Source organism: Acidovorax sp. LjRoot74, from assembly GCF_964254355.1.
Classification (GTDB): domain Bacteria; phylum Pseudomonadota; class Gammaproteobacteria; order Burkholderiales; family Burkholderiaceae_C; genus Acidovorax.
This window is the reverse complement of the sequence record NZ_CAXUTI020000001.1, coordinates 1,339,235-1,354,475: the sequence shown is the minus strand read 5'-3', so window position 1 is coordinate 1,354,475 and position 15,241 is coordinate 1,339,235. Positions and strand designations below refer to the sequence as shown.

Here is a 15,241-nt window from a genome sequence, read left to right as displayed (position 1 = left end):
GACGCCGCCCCATGCTAAGCATTGCCCACAGCCGCCGCCGCAGGCGCCGCCTGGAATGGTCGGTGCTGGCCACGGTACTGCTGGGTCTGGTGACCTGGCTCAGCACGCCCGACAGCCTGGGCCGGGTCAACCATCTGGTGCAGGACGCCGGGCTGCGCCTGGTCTCCCGCGCCCCACACCCAGACATCGTGCTCGTGGCCATCGACGACCCCAGCATTGCCGCCATTGGCCGCTGGCCTTGGCGCCGCGCCCTACATGCTGAACTGATCGCGCGCATCTCGGCGCAAAAGCCGCATGTGATCGGAATGGACGTGCTGTTCAACGAGGCCGACCTGGACTACCCAGAAGACGACCTGCTGCTCACCGACGCCATCCGCCGCAGCGGGCGGGTGGTGCTGCCCGTGCTGCGGCGCGGCTACGGCACCACCGGCAACGCCACCGACCTGCCCTGGCCCGCATTTGCCCAGGCCGCCGCCAACCTTGGGCATGTGCATGTGGCGCCCGACGGGGACGGGGTGGTGCGGAGCCTGTACCTGTACGAAGGCCCGGCCGCCGCACCCTGGCACCACTTCAGCATGGCCCTGCAATGTGTGGCGCAGGCCCGGCAACCCGGCGGCAACCCCTGCCCCAACACCGCGGCCCCAGCCGCCGATGCCAGCCCCTGGGAGCGCACCGAACACACGCTGATCGCCTACGCGGGTGGCCCCTCCAGCTTCACCACCTACTCCTACATCGACGTGCTGCGCGGCGCGGTGCCAGCCGAGGCTTTCCGGGGCAAGTACGTGCTGGTGGGCGCCGCCGCATCGGGCCTGGGCGATATGTTTGCCACCCCGGTAAGCCAGCAGTCGCGCTTGATGCCGGGGGTGGAGGTGGTGGCCCACGTGCTGGATGCGCGCCTGTCGGGCGAGCAGATCGTGCCCGCCTCGCGCACGCTCAATACCTTGTTCAACCTGGTGCCGGTGGCGGCCGCCCTGTTGGCCCTGCTGCTGATCGGCCCCTTGGCCGCACTGCTGACCAGCGCGGCGCTGGCACTGGGCACCCTGGTGCTGAGCGTGTGCCTGCCCTGGTGGGCGGGCCTGCAGTTTGCCCCGGCGGCGGCCCTGCTGGGGCTGGTGCTGGCCTACCCGCTGTGGAGCTGGCGGCGACTGAGCGCTGCAGCACACTTTCTGCGGCTGGAGATGGAGAACCTGCAGCAGCAGGGCCTGTCGATGCGGCTGCGCAAACGGCCCGGAGACTCGGCCGATTTTCTGGAACGGCGCATCAACGCGGTCGAGCGCGCCTCACGCCAGCTGCGTGACCTGCACCACTTCGTGAGCGAAAGCCTGCAGCAACTGCCTTCGCCCAGCCTGGTCTGCGACCCGCAGGGCCGGATCCTGCTGGCCAACCGGGCTGCCCGCGAGCACCTGGGCGGCAGCGCAGAGGCCCCGCTGCAAGGCCAGTCGGTGGTAGCGTTGCTGGCCGACCTGGTGCAAGCGGGCAGCCGCCAGCCGCTCATCACCCTGGAGCATCTGCACCACCGATCCATGCCCGAGCACAGTGAAGGCATTGATGCTCAAGGCCGCAGCCTGCTGGTGCAATGCAAGCCCTTCACCGACCTGGCCAATGCGGGATGGCTGCTGACGCTGGTGGACCTGACCGAGATGCGCCGTGCCTTGCAACAGCGCGACCAGGCGATGCACTTCATCTCGCACGACATCCGCGCGCCCAATGCGTCCATCCTCACGCTGCTGGAGATGCAGCGCGCCTACCCCAGCCGCATGGCGGACGATGAACTGCTGCTGCGCATCGAGCGCTACGCGCAGGCGTCCCTGGGCATGGCGGAAAACTTCGTGCAGCTGGCCAGCGCACAGGCACAGGAGTACCACGTGGCGCCGCTGGACCTGGTCGCCCTGCTGGCAGAAACCACCGACGACCTCTGGGCCCTGGCCCGCGACAAACAGGTGGATGTGCGCGTCACTTCCGCCCCCGAAACCGCCCCGTGCGAGGGTGACCGCGCACTGCTGCGCCGTGCACTGGCCAACGTGATCAACAACGCCATCAAGTTCAGCCCGCAAGGCGGTGTGGTGCAGTGCGCCATCGCAGAACGTGGCCCGCACTGGGTGGTGTCGGTGCGTGACCAGGGCCCCGGCATCGCCTCGGAACTCCAGCACAAGCTGTTCACGCCCTACCAAAGGCTGCACGACCGCAGTCACCCTGCCGTGCAAGGTGTTGGCCTGGGCCTGGCGCTGGTGTCTACCGTGGTGCAGCGCCACGGTGGCAGCCTGGAGGTGGACAGTGACACGGGGCGTGGCGCGGAGTTCCGGCTGGTGCTACCCCGAGGTGAAGGTGCGACAGAGGACAGCGAGGGCAACGGCGCCGACTAAGCCCCTTTGCTGTCCGCAGCACCTGCCGTGCGGACAGACGCACGCAGATAGTCCAGCACCGCCTGCCGGTCCCCCTGGAACACAATGCGGCCCGCCCGCTGGCGCTGCTGGTAGACATACATCGGGTCGTAGTAGTCGCGCACCAAAGGGGCGATCCAGCCCCGGTGGAGTGTGGGGTCTGCGTGCTCCCTTTGTCGCGCCAGCGCCGCCAGCATGGTCACGCGCAGTGCCCGGTGCCGGTCGCCGCCCAGGCGCTTGGCGAGTTTGTCCAGGCTTTCGAGCAAGCGGGCTGCAAACAGATCGGCACCCACTGCCTCGCCATGGGCCGCCACAAAATCAGCGCGTTGCTGCACCACGTAGTCCTGCAGGATGCGTTCGACCCGGGCATCAAAGCCATCATCCAGGCACACGATGGGCGCCTGCTCCAGCCGCTGCCGCAACGCCAGCGGCACGGAGCAGCTGCCCACATGCCGCCCTTCGTCTTCAACCACAAACGCCCCATAACCCCGGTCGCGCTTCTGGAGAACATCCACGGCCAGCCGGTTCTCAAAGTCAATCTGCGAGGGCTGGCTGCTCACGCGGTGGCCAAAGCTGGAGCCCCGGTGGTTGGCAAACCCCTCCAGGTCCAGGCCATGGGCAAGTTGCGCGATCACCTCGGTCTTGCCCGTGCCGGTGAGGCCGCCCAGCAGCACAAAACCGCACTGCGCCGAGGCCGACTCCAGGGTGTCGATGAGAAAACCGCGCAGGGCCTTGTAGCCACCTTGCACGCGGGGGTAGTCGATGCCCGTTTCACTTTGGAGCCACTGCTGGGCGATCTGCGACCGCAGGCCGCCCCGAAAGCAGTACAGCACGCCACCCGGATGGTCCTGCGCGAACTGTGCCCAGGCCGTAATGCGGGCTTGCTTGGTGGCCCCGGACACCAGCTGGTGCCCCAGCGCGATCGCCGCCTCCTGCCCCTTGTGCTTGTAGCAGGTGCCCACTTGCTGGCGTTCGCCATCGTCCATCAGCGGAAGATTGACCACGCTGGGGAACGCGCCCTGCGCAAACTCCACCGGCGCACGCACGTCCATCATGGGCACACCGCTCAGTAACAGGTGCCGGTAGTCCGACAGAGTGGTCAGCATCAGCGCAACACCACGGCCAGGGCGCACCGCTCCGTCATCTGGCCAATGGGCGCCAGTGCCAGGCCCAGTCCGCTTGCCACCGCCAGGAACTCGTCCTCGCCGTCGGGGCTCACCGCCACCAGCAACCCGCCGCTGGTCTGTGGGTCGCACAACAGGTGTTTCTGCTCTTCGGTGAGTGGCACGATCTTGGCGCCATAGCTGTCGAAATTGCGCAGCGTCCCGCCGGGCACACAGCCCTGGTCCATGTAATGCGCCACGCCTGCCAGGCGGGGCACGGCCGCATAGTCGATCTCGGCGCTCAGGCCACTACCTTCGGCCATCTCCACCAGGTGCCCCAGCAGACCAAAACCCGTCACGTCGGTCATCGCCTTCACCCCCGCCAGTCGGCCAAACCGGCTGCCGGGTTTGTTGAGCATGCACATCAGGTCACGCGCAACACCCACGTCCTGCGGGCGCAGCCGTGCTTTCTTCTCGGCCGTGGTCAGGATGCCAATGCCCAGCGGCTTGGTCAGGTACAGGCGGCAGCCCGCCGTGGCGGTGTCGTTGCGCTTGAGGTGGCGCTTCTCCACCACTCCAGTCACAGCCAGGCCAAAGATGGGCTCCGGCGCATCGATGGAATGCCCGCCCGCCAGCGGAATACCCGCTGCATCGCACACCGCCCGCCCGCCGCGCACCACCTCGCGCGCGACCTTGGGGGGCAGGACATTCACGGGCCAGCCCAGGATGGCAATCGCCATCAGCGGGTCGGCCCCCATGGCGTAGATGTCGCTGATGGCATTGGTGGCGGCGATGCGGCCAAAGTCGAAGGGGTCGTCCACGATGGGCATAAAGAAGTCGGTGGTGGACACCACCCCACGCTCATCGTCGAGGGCATACACAGCAGCATCGTCGCGCGAGGTGTTGCCCACCCATAGCCGAGGGTCCAGGTTCTGCGCCCCGCTGCCCGCCAGGATCACGTCCAGCACCTTGGGGCTGATCTTGCAGCCGCAGCCGGCGCCGTGGCTGTACTGGGTCAGGCGAATGGGATGGGTCGCGGGCAACTGTAGGGACATGCAGGGATCTTTCTGGGCATGGTGCGCAAGCCGCGCAGCCCCCTATTCTGGCTTCGCGGGCCGCTGCCCTCAACACGCCAGACGCAACCCGCCCCCGGTTCGTCCAGATTCCCCCATTCGCACACGATCCACCAAAACGGCTGGACGGTATATCGAGCCCGACATAGTCCTGCCCCAGGCGCCCTCTAGAATTGCACCAAACCGGTGCAAAAAACCTTAATCCCCTGGGTCCGGTGCCTCCATCCACCCGCCACAGTCGGGCCACGTCCACTACGCCTCCACCACTTCATGCTCAGCCTTGACCTTCGCTCCCTGACCATCATGGCCGGCATGATAGGCATCGTGATGGGACTGGTCCTGCTGGGTCTGCGGCGCAGCTATCCCCCTTCGATCCGTGGGATGCGGCTGTGGGGAACAGCGCCGCTGCTGTGCGCCAGTTCCACCCTTTTCTACGGCCTGGACGGCGTGCTGCCCGCGCCGCTGGTGGCGTTGGTAGGCAATGCCCTGCTGCTGACAGGGGTCACGCTGTTCCTGCTGGGCTCGGAGCGGTTGTACAGCCGGCCTTCCTCATGGCGCCACTGGGCCACGGTGATCATGGGGGCCTTGTTGGCCATCACTTTTTTCATGTTTGTGTACCCGGACTACCGCATCCGGGTCCTGGTCTTCAGCGGCACCCTGGCAGCCATCGTGGCCAAACATGCACGCCTGCTCGGCCGCCATGGCAACCGGGGTTTTGCCCCCCGCTTCACAGCCATGGTGCTGTGGGGGCAGGCAGCGGTGCTGGTCTGCCGCGCCATATCAACGCTGTGGCTGGACCAGGCGGACACCCATCGCTTCACACAGTCCTTCGTCCAGACCCTCTACATTGCCGCCTTCAGCTTCTCGGTGCTGCTGGTCAGCATCGGGGTCCTGCTGATGGCCGGTGAACGCGTGCGCGCGGAGTTTGAATACCTCGCCACCCACGACTCCCTGACCGGGGCACACACCCGCCGGTCCGTGCTGGCGGCCTGTGCAGAAGAACTGACCCGCTGGAGCCGCTACGGCAGCACTTTTTCACTGCTGATCCTGGACATCGACCACTTCAAGCGCGTCAACGACGCACACGGACACCTTGCAGGTGACCAGGTCCTCAAACGCTTTGTGCAGCTTGTCCAGTCGCACCTGCGGTCGGCCGACCGGCTCGGGCGCTATGGAGGCGAGGAATTCATGGTGCTGCTGCCAGAAACCGACAGCGCCGCCGCCCAGGCCGTGGCAGAACGCATGCGCGCAGGCTTGGATGCAACACCCGGCACCGCAGACCTGCCGCACTGCACCGTCAGCATCGGAGTGACCACGGTACAGGCGGGTGACCCCACGGTCGATGCCTTGGTCGCCCGCGCCGATACGGCCCTTTACGAAGCCAAGGCACAGGGCCGCAACCAGGTTCGGGCTGGCTGACAACGAGCAGCCAGGAAGATGTAGGGAGGGAAAGAGAGGGAGCGCACGAGGGCCCAGAAACCAGAAAGGGTTTGCTTCTATCTTCATAGCAGCAAACCCTTTGAATACTGGCGGAGAGGGTGGGATTCGAACCCACGGTAGTGTTGCCACTACGCCTGATTTCGAGTCAGGTACATTCGACCACTCTGCCACCTCTCCTGTGAGTCGAAGCTGCGATTATAGCAAGGTTTTTCCAGCGTCCAGACCGGGTGCTCCGGCATGTTCCGCCGGCCTCAGCCGCGTCGGCGAACGATGTGCCCGGGCCCCAGGTCCGTGCATGCCCTGGCGCCCAGCATGGCGAGGTTGCGGTCTACCTCGTCGCGCAGCAGCCCGATGGCGTGCAACACCCCGGCCTCTCCGGCCACAGCGGCCGCGTAGTTGAAAGGGCGCCCCACCAGCACCATGCGTGCGCCCAGCGCAATGGCTTTGAGCACATCAGAGCCACGCCGGAAACCTCCATCAATGAGCACCGGGAAGGCCGGTCCCACAGCCGTCACCACGGACTCCAGCACCCGCAGGGCGGACACGGCACCATCGAGCTGGCGACCTCCGTGGTTGGACAGCACCACACCGTCCGCCCCCAGGTTCCGGGCCTGCAGCGCATCTTCCACGCTGAGCACCCCCTTGACGACCAGCGTGCCCTTCCAGCGGCGCCGGATGGCCTCCAGATGGTTCCAGCTGAGGTGGTCGCGTGCCGAGAAATCGCGCAGCACCGAGGACGACACGATGGGAGCACCCCGCGTGGCAAACGAGTTCTCGAAGTGCGGCATGCCATGGCACAGCAGCGTGCGCAAGAAGGTGCCCGCCACCCAGCGCGGCCGCACCAGGCCATCCCAGGCCAGGCGCAGGCCGGGCCTGAGCGGTGTCGAAAAGCCCGTGCGGATGTTGTTCTCGCGGTTGGCCGAGATGGGAATGTCCACCGTGACCACCAGCGTGCGGAAACCCGCGCGCTCCACGCGGTCGATGAGCGCATCGATGCGCGCCTGGTCTCCGGGCAGGTAGGCCTGGAACCAGGTGCCCGGGCTCTGGCGCGCCACCTCCTCCAGCGGGATCAGCGAGGTGCCACTCATGACCGACACGATGCCTGCACGCTGCGCCGCACGCGCCAGCACCAGGTCGCCCCGGTAGGTGGACAAAGCATTGATGCCCATGGGCGCAATACCGAAGGGGCTGCTGTAGCGCTCGCCGAACAGCCCCACAGACTGGGAGCGCAGCGAGACGTCGCGCAGCACACGCGTTGTGAAGGCGTATTCGCCAAACACCTCGCGGTTGTCGCGCAGCGAGGCATTGTCCTCGGCTGCGCCCGCAATGTAGCCAAAGATAGGCCGGGGCAGGCGCCGACGCGCGGCGTCCTCAAAGTCGTGCAGCGACAGCATGCGGCGCAGCACGGCCGGGGAGCGCGGCACAGCACCCAGTGCGGGCGATGCCACGGGGGACAAGGAATCAGGGGCAGCAATCATGGTGGGGGCGCCGGTAAAAACGGTCAGAACAGGTTCAGAACGGGTTCATGCAAGCCGCCACTCTAGGCAGCATGGAATGCGCATAAAAGCGAAATATCTAGAATGAAGTTGTTCGCTTTTTCGCTCACAACCCATGTCCACCCCTTCCATCAAGCAGCTCGAAGCCTTTTGGTGGGCCGCCACCTGCGCCAACTTCAGCACCGCGGCAGAACGTGTGCATGTATCGGTGTCGTCGCTGTCCAAGCGCATCGCCGAGCTGGAGTCGGTGCTGGGCCAGCCACTGTTTGACCGCAGCGGCCACCGCGCCGTGCTCACCGAAGCCGGAGAACGCCTGCTGCCCGCAGCACTTGACGTGCTCCAGGCCATGACGGCACTGAGCCAGGCGGCGGATGCACGCGCGGCGCTCACCGGCCGCTGCCGTTTTGGTGTGGGCGATCTCTCGGCGCTCACCTGGCTGCCCGCGCTGGTGGCAGCGGCCCGGCACGCGCACCCCCGCCTCGTTCTGGAACCTGTGGTGGACGTAGGCAGTGTGCTGGAACGCCGCCTGGACGATGGCGAACTGGACTTCGCCGTGATCGCCGGGCGCTCATCCCGCAGCAGCCTGCTGTCGCAGCCGGTAGGCGCTGCCCACTTCGCCTGGGCTGCCGCACCGGGCCTGCCCGGTGCAGGCCGGATGGGCGCCGGGGCCCTGTTGCAGCGCCATGCACTGGTCACCCTGCCAGCCGGGGCGGGGACTACGCGGCTGCTCGACGACTGGCTGCTGGCGCACCGCGTCACGGTGCACGAGCGCATCCTGTGCAACAGCTGGGGAGCCGTGGCCGGGATGCTGCGCGCCGGTGTGGGGGTTGGGTTCTTGCCTACTGGCTGGGTCCGCACCCTGGGCCTGCATGCGGTGGGCGGACGCACGCCACTGGCCCCGCTGCACTACGCATACCAATGGCGGCGGGGCGATACGCGGGCGCTGGTGGCAGCCATGTTGCGCCTGGCCCAGGCGCAGGTGGATTTTTCAGCTCCGCCCGCCCTGGCGGCCTGAGCACCCGCACAAGGCTTTACCCAGGGTCTTTCACGTGGCACCCATACGCGCCACGCCTGCATGAACGGGAAGTGAAAAACACAACGGGCCACAAGGGCCCGCTGCAGGAGTCGATGAATCAGGCAAGCCCGAACGGACCTGCCGGGTTCTCTCACGCGGCCTCAGGCCTGAAGCACAGTCTGGCCGCCCAGGTAGGGGCGCAGCACCTCGGGCACCGTCACGCTGCCATCGGCCTGCTGGTAGTTTTCCAGCACCGCCACCAGCGTGCGGCCCACGGCCAGGCCGGAGCCGTTCAGGGTGTGCAGCAGCTCGTTCTTGCCTTGGGCGTTCTTGAAGCGGGCTTGCAGGCGGCGCGCCTGGAAGGCTTCGCAGTTGCTCACCGAGCTGATTTCGCGGTAGGTGTTCTGCGCGGGCAGCCACACTTCCAGGTCGTAGGTTTTGGCGGCGCCAAAGCCCATGTCGCCCGTGCACAGGCTCATCACCCGGTAAGGCAGGCCCAGCTTCTGCAGCACGGCTTCGGCGTGGCGGGTCATTTCTTCCAGCGCCTCGTAGCTCTTGTCGGGGTGCACGATCTGCACCATTTCGACCTTGTCGAACTGGTGCTGGCGGATCAAGCCACGAATGTCACGCCCGCCGCTCCCGGCTTCGGAGCGGAAGCACGGTGTGTGGGCCGTGAGCTTGATGGGCAGGTCGGTCTCTGGCGTGACCACGTCGCGCACAAAGTTGGTCAGGGGCACTTCGCTGGTGGGGATGAGGTACAGCGCGGTGTTATCAGGCACGGGCTCGCCGTCCTGGCCGCCCTTCTTGGCAGCAAACAGGTCGCCTTCAAACTTGGGCAACTGGCCGGTGCCCTTGAGCGAATCGGCGTTCACGGCGTAAGGCACATAGCACTCGGTGTAGCCGTGTTCCTGGGTCTGAACATCCAGCATGAACTGAGCGAGTGCACGGTGCAGTCGGGCGATGGGGCCCTTCATCACGGTGAAACGCGAGCCCGAGAGCTTGGCGCCCATATCGAAATCCAGGCCCAGCGGGGTGCCCAAGTCCACATGGTCTTTCACCTCGAAGCCGAAACTGGGAGGGGTGCCCCAGCGGCGCACTTCCACATTGCCGGTTTCGTCGCTGCCCACGGGCACGGATTCGTGCGGCAGGTTGGGCACGGCCACCAGCATGGCCAGCAGCTCGGATTGGATCTGCTCCAGGCGGGTGGCAGATTGCTCCAGTTCCACCTTGCCTGCGGCCACCTGGGCCTTGACGGCTTCGGCGCCGTCCTTGTCACCCCGGCTCATCAGCATGCCGACCTGCTTGGACAGCTGGTTGCGCTGGGCCTGCAGCTCTTCGGTGCGGGTCTGCAGCGTCTTGCGCTCGGACTCCAGGGCCTGGAAAGCGGAGACGTCCAGGAAGGCCTGGGGCTTTTTGCGGGTTTCCAGCCGCGCGATGGCGGTGTCGAGGTCTTTGCGGAGGAGAAGAATGTCAAGCATTGCAGGATTTTAAGGGGGTGGTCGGCACAGGCTCAGGCCAAGCTGGCGGGGTCAAAGTTGGCGCCGCAGAGAATCAGGGCCACTGTCTCTTGCGGCTGGGGCTTGTAGGCGCCGGTTTGCAAAGCTGCCAAGCCCAGCGCGGCGGCGGGTTCCACGGCCAGTTTCAGCTCCTTCCACAGCCACAGCTGGGCAGCGCGGATGGCGTCATCCGGCAGCAGCAGCGCGTCGTGCACATGGCGCTGGCTCACCTCCCAGCTGATCGCCCCGATGCGGCGGGCGCCAAGCGAATCAGCAGCCACGCCGCCCACCTCCACATCCACCGGCTGGCCCGCAGCCCGCGCGGCGTGCAGGGTGGGCGCGCGTTCGGGCTCCAGCGCCACCACATGGGCGCGGCTTTCCACCCATGCGGCCACACCGCCGATGAGGCCACCACCGCCCACGCTGACCAGCACCGTGTCGGGCAGGCGGCCGCCCTGTTCTTCCATCTCCAGCGCCAGGGTGCCCGCGCCCGCCACCACTTCAGGCTGGTCGTAGGCATGGGCCTGCAAGGCCCCAGTGGTCTTCTGGCGGGCCACGCAGGCTTCAAAGGCTTCGGAATACGCGGCGCCGGTGACGACCACCTCCGCCCCCAGGGCGCGCAGGCGGGCGCGCTTGGCCTCGGGAGAGACCTCGGGCACAAAGACCTCGCAGCGCACGCCCAGGGCCTGGGCGGCCGCCGCCACCGCAATGCCAGCGTTTCCGCCCGAGGCGATGATCACGCCGCTCTCAGGTACGGGGTTGGCCAGCAGGCGATACAGCATGCCGCGCGCCTTGAAGCTGCCGCCCACCTGCAGATGCTCCAGCTTGAGCCAGACCTCGGCACAGTCCACGCCCAAGGACTTGCCGGACAGGCGCATCAGCGGCGTGGTGCGCAAAAAGTCGGGCTGGGTGGCCAGTTGGCGGCGGGCAGCGGCAATGGCGGCGCGGTCGATCATGCAGGGGCTCCGGATGGCAGGTGGTGTCAAAAGAAGGGGCAGTGTAGGGGCTGCCCGCAACATGCAGACACAACGTGGACTGCACGTGCGCCCCACAACTGCCGATAACATGGGCAAAGCAGTTCCAACCCCAACCGTCCGGCGGTTCTGCACACAGGAGAAAAGCATGTTCTTTGTGTTCGGCCCGTCGGGCCAGATGTACCGGGGCGGCCCGGAGAACCTGGCCCAGATCTCGTCGGTGCGGCGCGTGCAGCGGCCCCAGGCGCTGCGCACCCGGGCGCTGGACCTGCCGGGGGATCCCGTGCCCGTCTTCCCCGCCCCGCCCCACGCGGCCACGGCAGAAGCCACCACGCCCGCCGTGGTCAACCTGCGCCTGCAGGACGCCGTGAGCGCCTATGCACAGACCGAACAAGGCCCCCAGCATGCCCGCCAGCCGCTGACCCGGGTCAGTGACGTGATGACCCGGGGCGCACTCAGCGTGCAGCCGGATGCCCGCGTGAACGATGCCTGGCAAACGCTGGCCGAGCACAAGGTGGCCCAGGCCCCGGTGGTGGATGTGCTGGGCCGCGTGATCGGCCTGCTGGTGCGCGCCGACATGGCGCCGCTGGACCTGCTGCCCGAGCCCGGCGCCGTCAAACAAGCCATTGACCTGGCGCGCCGCCCGGTGGCCGAGGTGATGGTGAGCCCGGTGCCCACCGTCGCGGCGGACACCGAGCTGCGCCGCGTGGCCGCCGTGCTGCTGGACACGGGCCTGCCGGGGCTGCCGGTGACGGACGAGGCAGGCGTGCTGTCGGGCTTCATCTCGCGCACCGACATCCTGCGCGCCGTGGCGGCCGACCCGCCGCTGGACCTGTGGAGCGGACCCGCCGTGCCGCTGTAGTGAAAAATCTGAATAAAAATGGCCGCTACCGCGCGATAGTCAAGCGATAGCAGTTATCAATTCAGGAGTAAAAGAACAAAGGACGCCTGCAAGCGCCCTTTTCTCAAATGAACCGCCCGACCGTCAGTGGGCAGACGGCCCCGTCTCTGGCGTGCGCTCCCGAATCTCCAGCCCCGTGGCAGCGTCGATCTTGAGCCCCTTGGGCAGCGGGAACTTGATGGTCTCCTCGATGCCCGCCATGCTGCGCACCGACACCGCGCCCAGCGCCTTGATGCGGTCGATGACCTGCTGCACCAGGATTTCAGGCGCCGAAGCACCGGCTGTGAGCCCCACACGCGCGCGGCCCTTGAACCATTCGCCCTGCAGTTCGTCGGCACTGTCCACCATGTAGGCCGTGGTGCCCAGCTTGGCCGCCAGCTCGCGCAGGCGGTTGCTGTTGGAGCTGGTGGGGCTGCCCACCACGATCACCACGTCCACCTGCGGGCTCAGTACCTTGACGGCATCCTGCCGGTTCTGCGTGGCGTAGCAGATGTCCTGCTGCTTGGGCTCGCGCACGCTCGGGAACCGCGCACGCACGGCGGCCGAGATTTCAGCGGCGTCGTCCACACTCAGCGTGGTCTGCGTGACCACAGCCAGCTTCTCGGTCTGCGCGGGCTGCACGCGGGCCACGTCTTCCACGTCTTCCACCAGGTGAATGCCGTGGTCGAGCTGGCCCATGGTGCCCTCGACCTCAGGGTGACCCTTGTGGCCGATCATGATGAATTCGTAGCCCTCTTTGGCGAGCTTGGCGACCTCCACATGCACCTTGGTCACCAGCGGGCAGGTGGCGTCAAAAATGCTGAAGCCCCGCGCCTCGGCCTCTTGCTGCACCGCCTTGCTCACACCATGGGCGCTGAAGACCAGCGTGGCGCCCGGGGGCACATCCGACAGCTCTTCGATGAAGATCGCGCCCTTGGCCTTGAGGTCGTTCACCACGTAGGTGTTGTGCACGATTTCGTGGCGCACGTAGATGGGGGCGCCAAACTTCTGGATGGCGCGCTCCACGATCTCGATGGCGCGGTCCACACCGGCGCAAAAGCCGCGCGGCTCGGCCAGCAGGATTTCTTGCGGCGCCTGCATCACAGGATCCCGATCAGCTGCACTTCAAAGGTCACAGGCTGGCCCGCCAGCGGGTGGTTGAAGTCGAACAGCACCGCGCCGTCTTCACGCACCTGCATCACGGCCCCGGCGTAGCTGCCCTGGCCGTCGGGGGTGGGGAACTGCACCACATCGCCCACGTTGTACTTTTCGTCGGGGTCGCCCAGCTCGTTCATCAGCTTGCGGGCCACCCATTGCTGCATGTCAGGGTTGCGCTCGCCAAAGGCCTCGCCCGCAGGCAGCTCGAACGTGGTGCGCGTGCCCTCGGCCAGGCCCAGCAGGCGCTGCTCCATGGCGGGCGACAGCTCGCCCGTGCCCAGCGACAGGGTGGCCGGCTTGTCGGCAAAGGTGTTGATCACATCCCCCGCCGGGCCCGCCAGGCGGTAGTGCAAGGTGAGGAAAGAACCCGGCTGGACGGTAGGAAGGGCGGCAGCTGTAGTGGTCATGAAAGTCCCGATAAACTGGCCCGCATTGTAGAAAACCGGGCAAAGCCCTACGCCCGTTGGCCCCCGACGGGCGCCAAAAACCCTGCGCCATGCCCCTCAAAGACCTGCCCGCCGACGCCCAGCCCCGCGAAAAACTGCTGGCGCGCGGCCCCGCCGCCCTGGCCGATGCCGAGCTGCTGGCCATCCTGCTGCGCACGGGCATCGTGGGCAAAGGCGTGCTGCAAATGGCGCAGGAACTGCTCGACCCGCCCGGCCTCGACCCGGCAACGGGCGCCATCACCGGTGGCTTTGGCGGCATTGCCGGGCTGCTGCACACCAGCGCGGCCGACCTGGAGCGCATCAAGGGCCTGGGCCCTGCCAAGCGCGCCGAGCTGGTGGCGGTGCTGGAGCTGGCCCGCCGAGCCCTGGCCCAGCAGCTGCGCGAGCGCGAGGTGTTCGACTCGCCTGATACCGTCAAACACTACCTGCAGCTCCACCTGGCCGCCAAGGGGCACGAGGTGTTTGCCGTGCTGTTCCTCGATGCGCAAAACCGCCTGCTGGCGCTGGAGGAGCTGTTTCGCGGCACGCTCACCCAGACCAGCGTGTACCCGCGCGAGGTGGTGCTGCGCGCCCTGCACCACCAGGCCGCCGCCGTCGTGCTGGCCCACAACCACCCAAGCGGCAGCGTACAACCCAGCCGTGCGGATGAGGCGCTGACCCAGACCCTGAAGACCACGCTGGCGCTGGTGGATGTGCGCGTGCTCGACCACGTCATCGTGGCGCCGGGCCAGGCGCTGTCGATGGCCGAAAAGGGCCTTGTGTGACCGCCCCAGCCCCCGCACCAGCCCACCCGCCCACGGCCCTGCAAGCCGCGCTGGCGCGTGCTGCGCGCGCTGCACCCGGTAAACCAGCCCCCGTGGAACCCACCGGAATCGCCCCTGCACCTGCGGCCCCCACCGCGTCCCGGTCTACCCGGCGCGCAGGCCTGGCCGACAAAAAAGCAGCAGCCAAGGCGGCCATGCGCCCACTGCGCCACGCCCCCGCTGCGCCCACAGCCGCAGAGAGCCCCGCACCACCCAGGCGCCGCGCCCCCCCGGCACCGCGCCGTGCAGGCGAACGCATCACCCAGCTGCAGGACCTGGCCACCGTGGCCCGCCGCCTGCGCGAGGAGCAGGAGCGCCGCGAGGCCGAAGACAAGGCCCGGCGCGAAGCGGCCGCCCGGGCCGAAGCCGAGCGCCACCTCTTCAGCCGCAGCGTGGGCCCCGTCACCCCGCTGCGCAACCCCAACCTGGCACGCGTGCGCCGCCACCAGCCGCCGCCGCTGCCGGTGCAGCACTGGCTGGACGAAGAGCGGGTGCTGATGGAATCAATCAGCGACGACTTCGACGTGAGCACCTTGCTGGACACCGACGACCAGCTCAGCTTTCGCCGCCCCGGCATCGGCGTGGAGATCACGCGCCGCCTGCGCGCGGGCCACTGGAGCATCCAGCGCCAGCTGGACCTGCACGGCCTGCGCGTGGATGAGGCGCGCGAGGCGCTGGGCGACTTCATCCGCCACGCCCACAAAACCGGCCTGCGCTGCGTGCGCGTGGTGCACGGCAAGGGACTGGGCTCGCCCGGCAAGAGCCCCGTGCTCAAAAGCCGCGTGCAGCGCTGGCTGGTGCAGAAGAACGAGGTGCTGGCCTTCGTACAGGCGCGGCCGATGGATGGTGGCGCAGGCGCGCTGGTGGTGCTGTTGCAGCCTGTGTTGCACAGGCATTCATAAAAAATAGCAACTTGCTCCTTTGCCAGGGAAACGCTGGCAGCTATCGTTTTTATGGATCTCTGCTTGATTCGCAC

The 15,241-nt window shown here is 67.4% G+C and carries 13 protein-coding genes and 1 tRNA gene; 6 read left to right on the top strand and 8 right to left on the bottom strand.

Annotated features, from left to right (window positions below):
• Positions 1-11 precede the first annotated feature (11 nt).
• Positions 12-2,363, top strand: coding sequence for a CHASE2 domain-containing protein (locus tag ACSQ3O_RS06285; protein ID WP_436138239.1), 2,352 nt, complete (start codon positions 12-14; stop codon positions 2,361-2,363).
• Here the strand turns inward: ACSQ3O_RS06285 and mnmH are convergent.
• Positions 2,360-3,487 (bottom strand): tRNA 2-selenouridine(34) synthase MnmH, encoded by a 1,128-nt coding sequence (gene mnmH, locus ACSQ3O_RS06280; protein WP_436138238.1) that lies wholly within the window; start codon positions 3,485-3,487, stop codon positions 2,360-2,362. The two genes, ACSQ3O_RS06285 and mnmH, sit on opposite strands and share 4 nt — an antisense overlap.
• Complete coding sequence (gene selD, locus ACSQ3O_RS06275; RefSeq protein WP_436138237.1) at positions 3,487-4,539, bottom strand: selenide, water dikinase SelD; 1,053 nt, start codon at positions 4,537-4,539, stop codon at positions 3,487-3,489. Before selD ends, mnmH begins: the two co-directional genes overlap by 1 nt.
• A 321-nt stretch (positions 4,540-4,860) precedes the next feature.
• Between selD and ACSQ3O_RS06270 the strand changes: the two genes are divergently transcribed.
• Positions 4,861-5,976, top strand: a complete 1,116-nt coding sequence (locus ACSQ3O_RS06270; protein WP_436138236.1) for a GGDEF domain-containing protein — start codon at positions 4,861-4,863, stop codon at positions 5,974-5,976.
• A 108-nt stretch (positions 5,977-6,084) separates the two neighbouring features.
• On the opposite strand, the gene ACSQ3O_RS06265 is transcribed toward ACSQ3O_RS06270, so the two are convergent.
• Together ACSQ3O_RS06265 and ACSQ3O_RS06260 are read right to left on the bottom strand one after the other, a co-directional pair.
• Positions 6,085-6,174, bottom strand: a tRNA-Ser gene (locus ACSQ3O_RS06265).
• A gap of 74 nt (positions 6,175-6,248) precedes the next feature.
• Complete coding sequence (locus ACSQ3O_RS06260) at positions 6,249-7,475, bottom strand: alpha-hydroxy acid oxidase (RefSeq protein WP_436138235.1); 1,227 nt, start codon at positions 7,473-7,475, stop codon at positions 6,249-6,251.
• 133 nt (positions 7,476-7,608) lie between these two features.
• Here ACSQ3O_RS06260 and ACSQ3O_RS06255 point away from each other — a divergent pair, with 133 nt between their 5' ends.
• Entirely contained in the window at positions 7,609-8,508 is a 900-nt protein-coding gene (locus ACSQ3O_RS06255; RefSeq protein ID WP_137749145.1) for a LysR family transcriptional regulator, read from the top strand.
• A 161-nt stretch (positions 8,509-8,669) separates the two neighbouring features.
• Here ACSQ3O_RS06255 and serS read toward each other — a convergent pair whose 3' ends face one another.
• Both serS and ACSQ3O_RS06245 read right to left on the bottom strand, forming a co-directional pair.
• On the bottom strand, positions 8,670-9,986 hold the full coding sequence (serS, locus tag ACSQ3O_RS06250) for a serine--tRNA ligase (protein WP_436138234.1): 1,317 nt from the start codon (positions 9,984-9,986) through the stop codon (positions 8,670-8,672).
• 32 nt (positions 9,987-10,018) lie between these two features.
• Positions 10,019-10,960, bottom strand: a complete 942-nt coding sequence (locus tag ACSQ3O_RS06245) for a threonine/serine dehydratase (RefSeq protein WP_209817314.1) — start codon at positions 10,958-10,960, stop codon at positions 10,019-10,021.
• Positions 10,961-11,126: 166 nt separating this feature from the next.
• Here ACSQ3O_RS06245 and ACSQ3O_RS06240 point away from each other — a divergent pair, with 166 nt between their 5' ends.
• Complete coding sequence (locus ACSQ3O_RS06240) at positions 11,127-11,840, top strand: CBS domain-containing protein (protein ID WP_436138233.1); 714 nt, start codon at positions 11,127-11,129, stop codon at positions 11,838-11,840.
• 123 nt (positions 11,841-11,963) lie between these two features.
• On the opposite strand, the gene ispH is transcribed toward ACSQ3O_RS06240, so the two are convergent.
• Positions 11,964-12,959: a 4-hydroxy-3-methylbut-2-enyl diphosphate reductase gene (gene ispH, locus ACSQ3O_RS06235; RefSeq protein ID WP_137749140.1), complete on the bottom strand. Its 996-nt coding sequence runs from the start codon at positions 12,957-12,959 to the stop codon at positions 11,964-11,966.
• On the bottom strand, positions 12,959-13,423 hold the full coding sequence (locus ACSQ3O_RS06230) for an FKBP-type peptidyl-prolyl cis-trans isomerase (protein ID WP_436138232.1): 465 nt from the start codon (positions 13,421-13,423) through the stop codon (positions 12,959-12,961). Before ACSQ3O_RS06230 ends, ispH begins: the two co-directional genes overlap by 1 nt.
• Before the next feature lie 89 nt (positions 13,424-13,512).
• Here ACSQ3O_RS06230 and radC point away from each other — a divergent pair, with 89 nt between their 5' ends.
• Both radC and ACSQ3O_RS06220 read left to right on the top strand, forming a co-directional pair.
• Positions 13,513-14,226 carry a RadC family protein gene (gene radC / locus ACSQ3O_RS06225; protein WP_436138231.1) on the top strand — a complete coding sequence of 238 codons (714 nt, stop codon included), beginning with the start codon at positions 13,513-13,515 and terminating at the stop codon, positions 14,224-14,226.
• 194 nt (positions 14,227-14,420) lie between these two features.
• The gene (locus ACSQ3O_RS06220; RefSeq protein ID WP_436141084.1) at positions 14,421-15,167 is read left to right on the top strand and encodes a Smr/MutS family protein; all 747 of its coding nucleotides are present in this window, start codon (positions 14,421-14,423) and stop codon (positions 15,165-15,167) included.
• Positions 15,168-15,241: the final 74 nt, after the last annotated feature.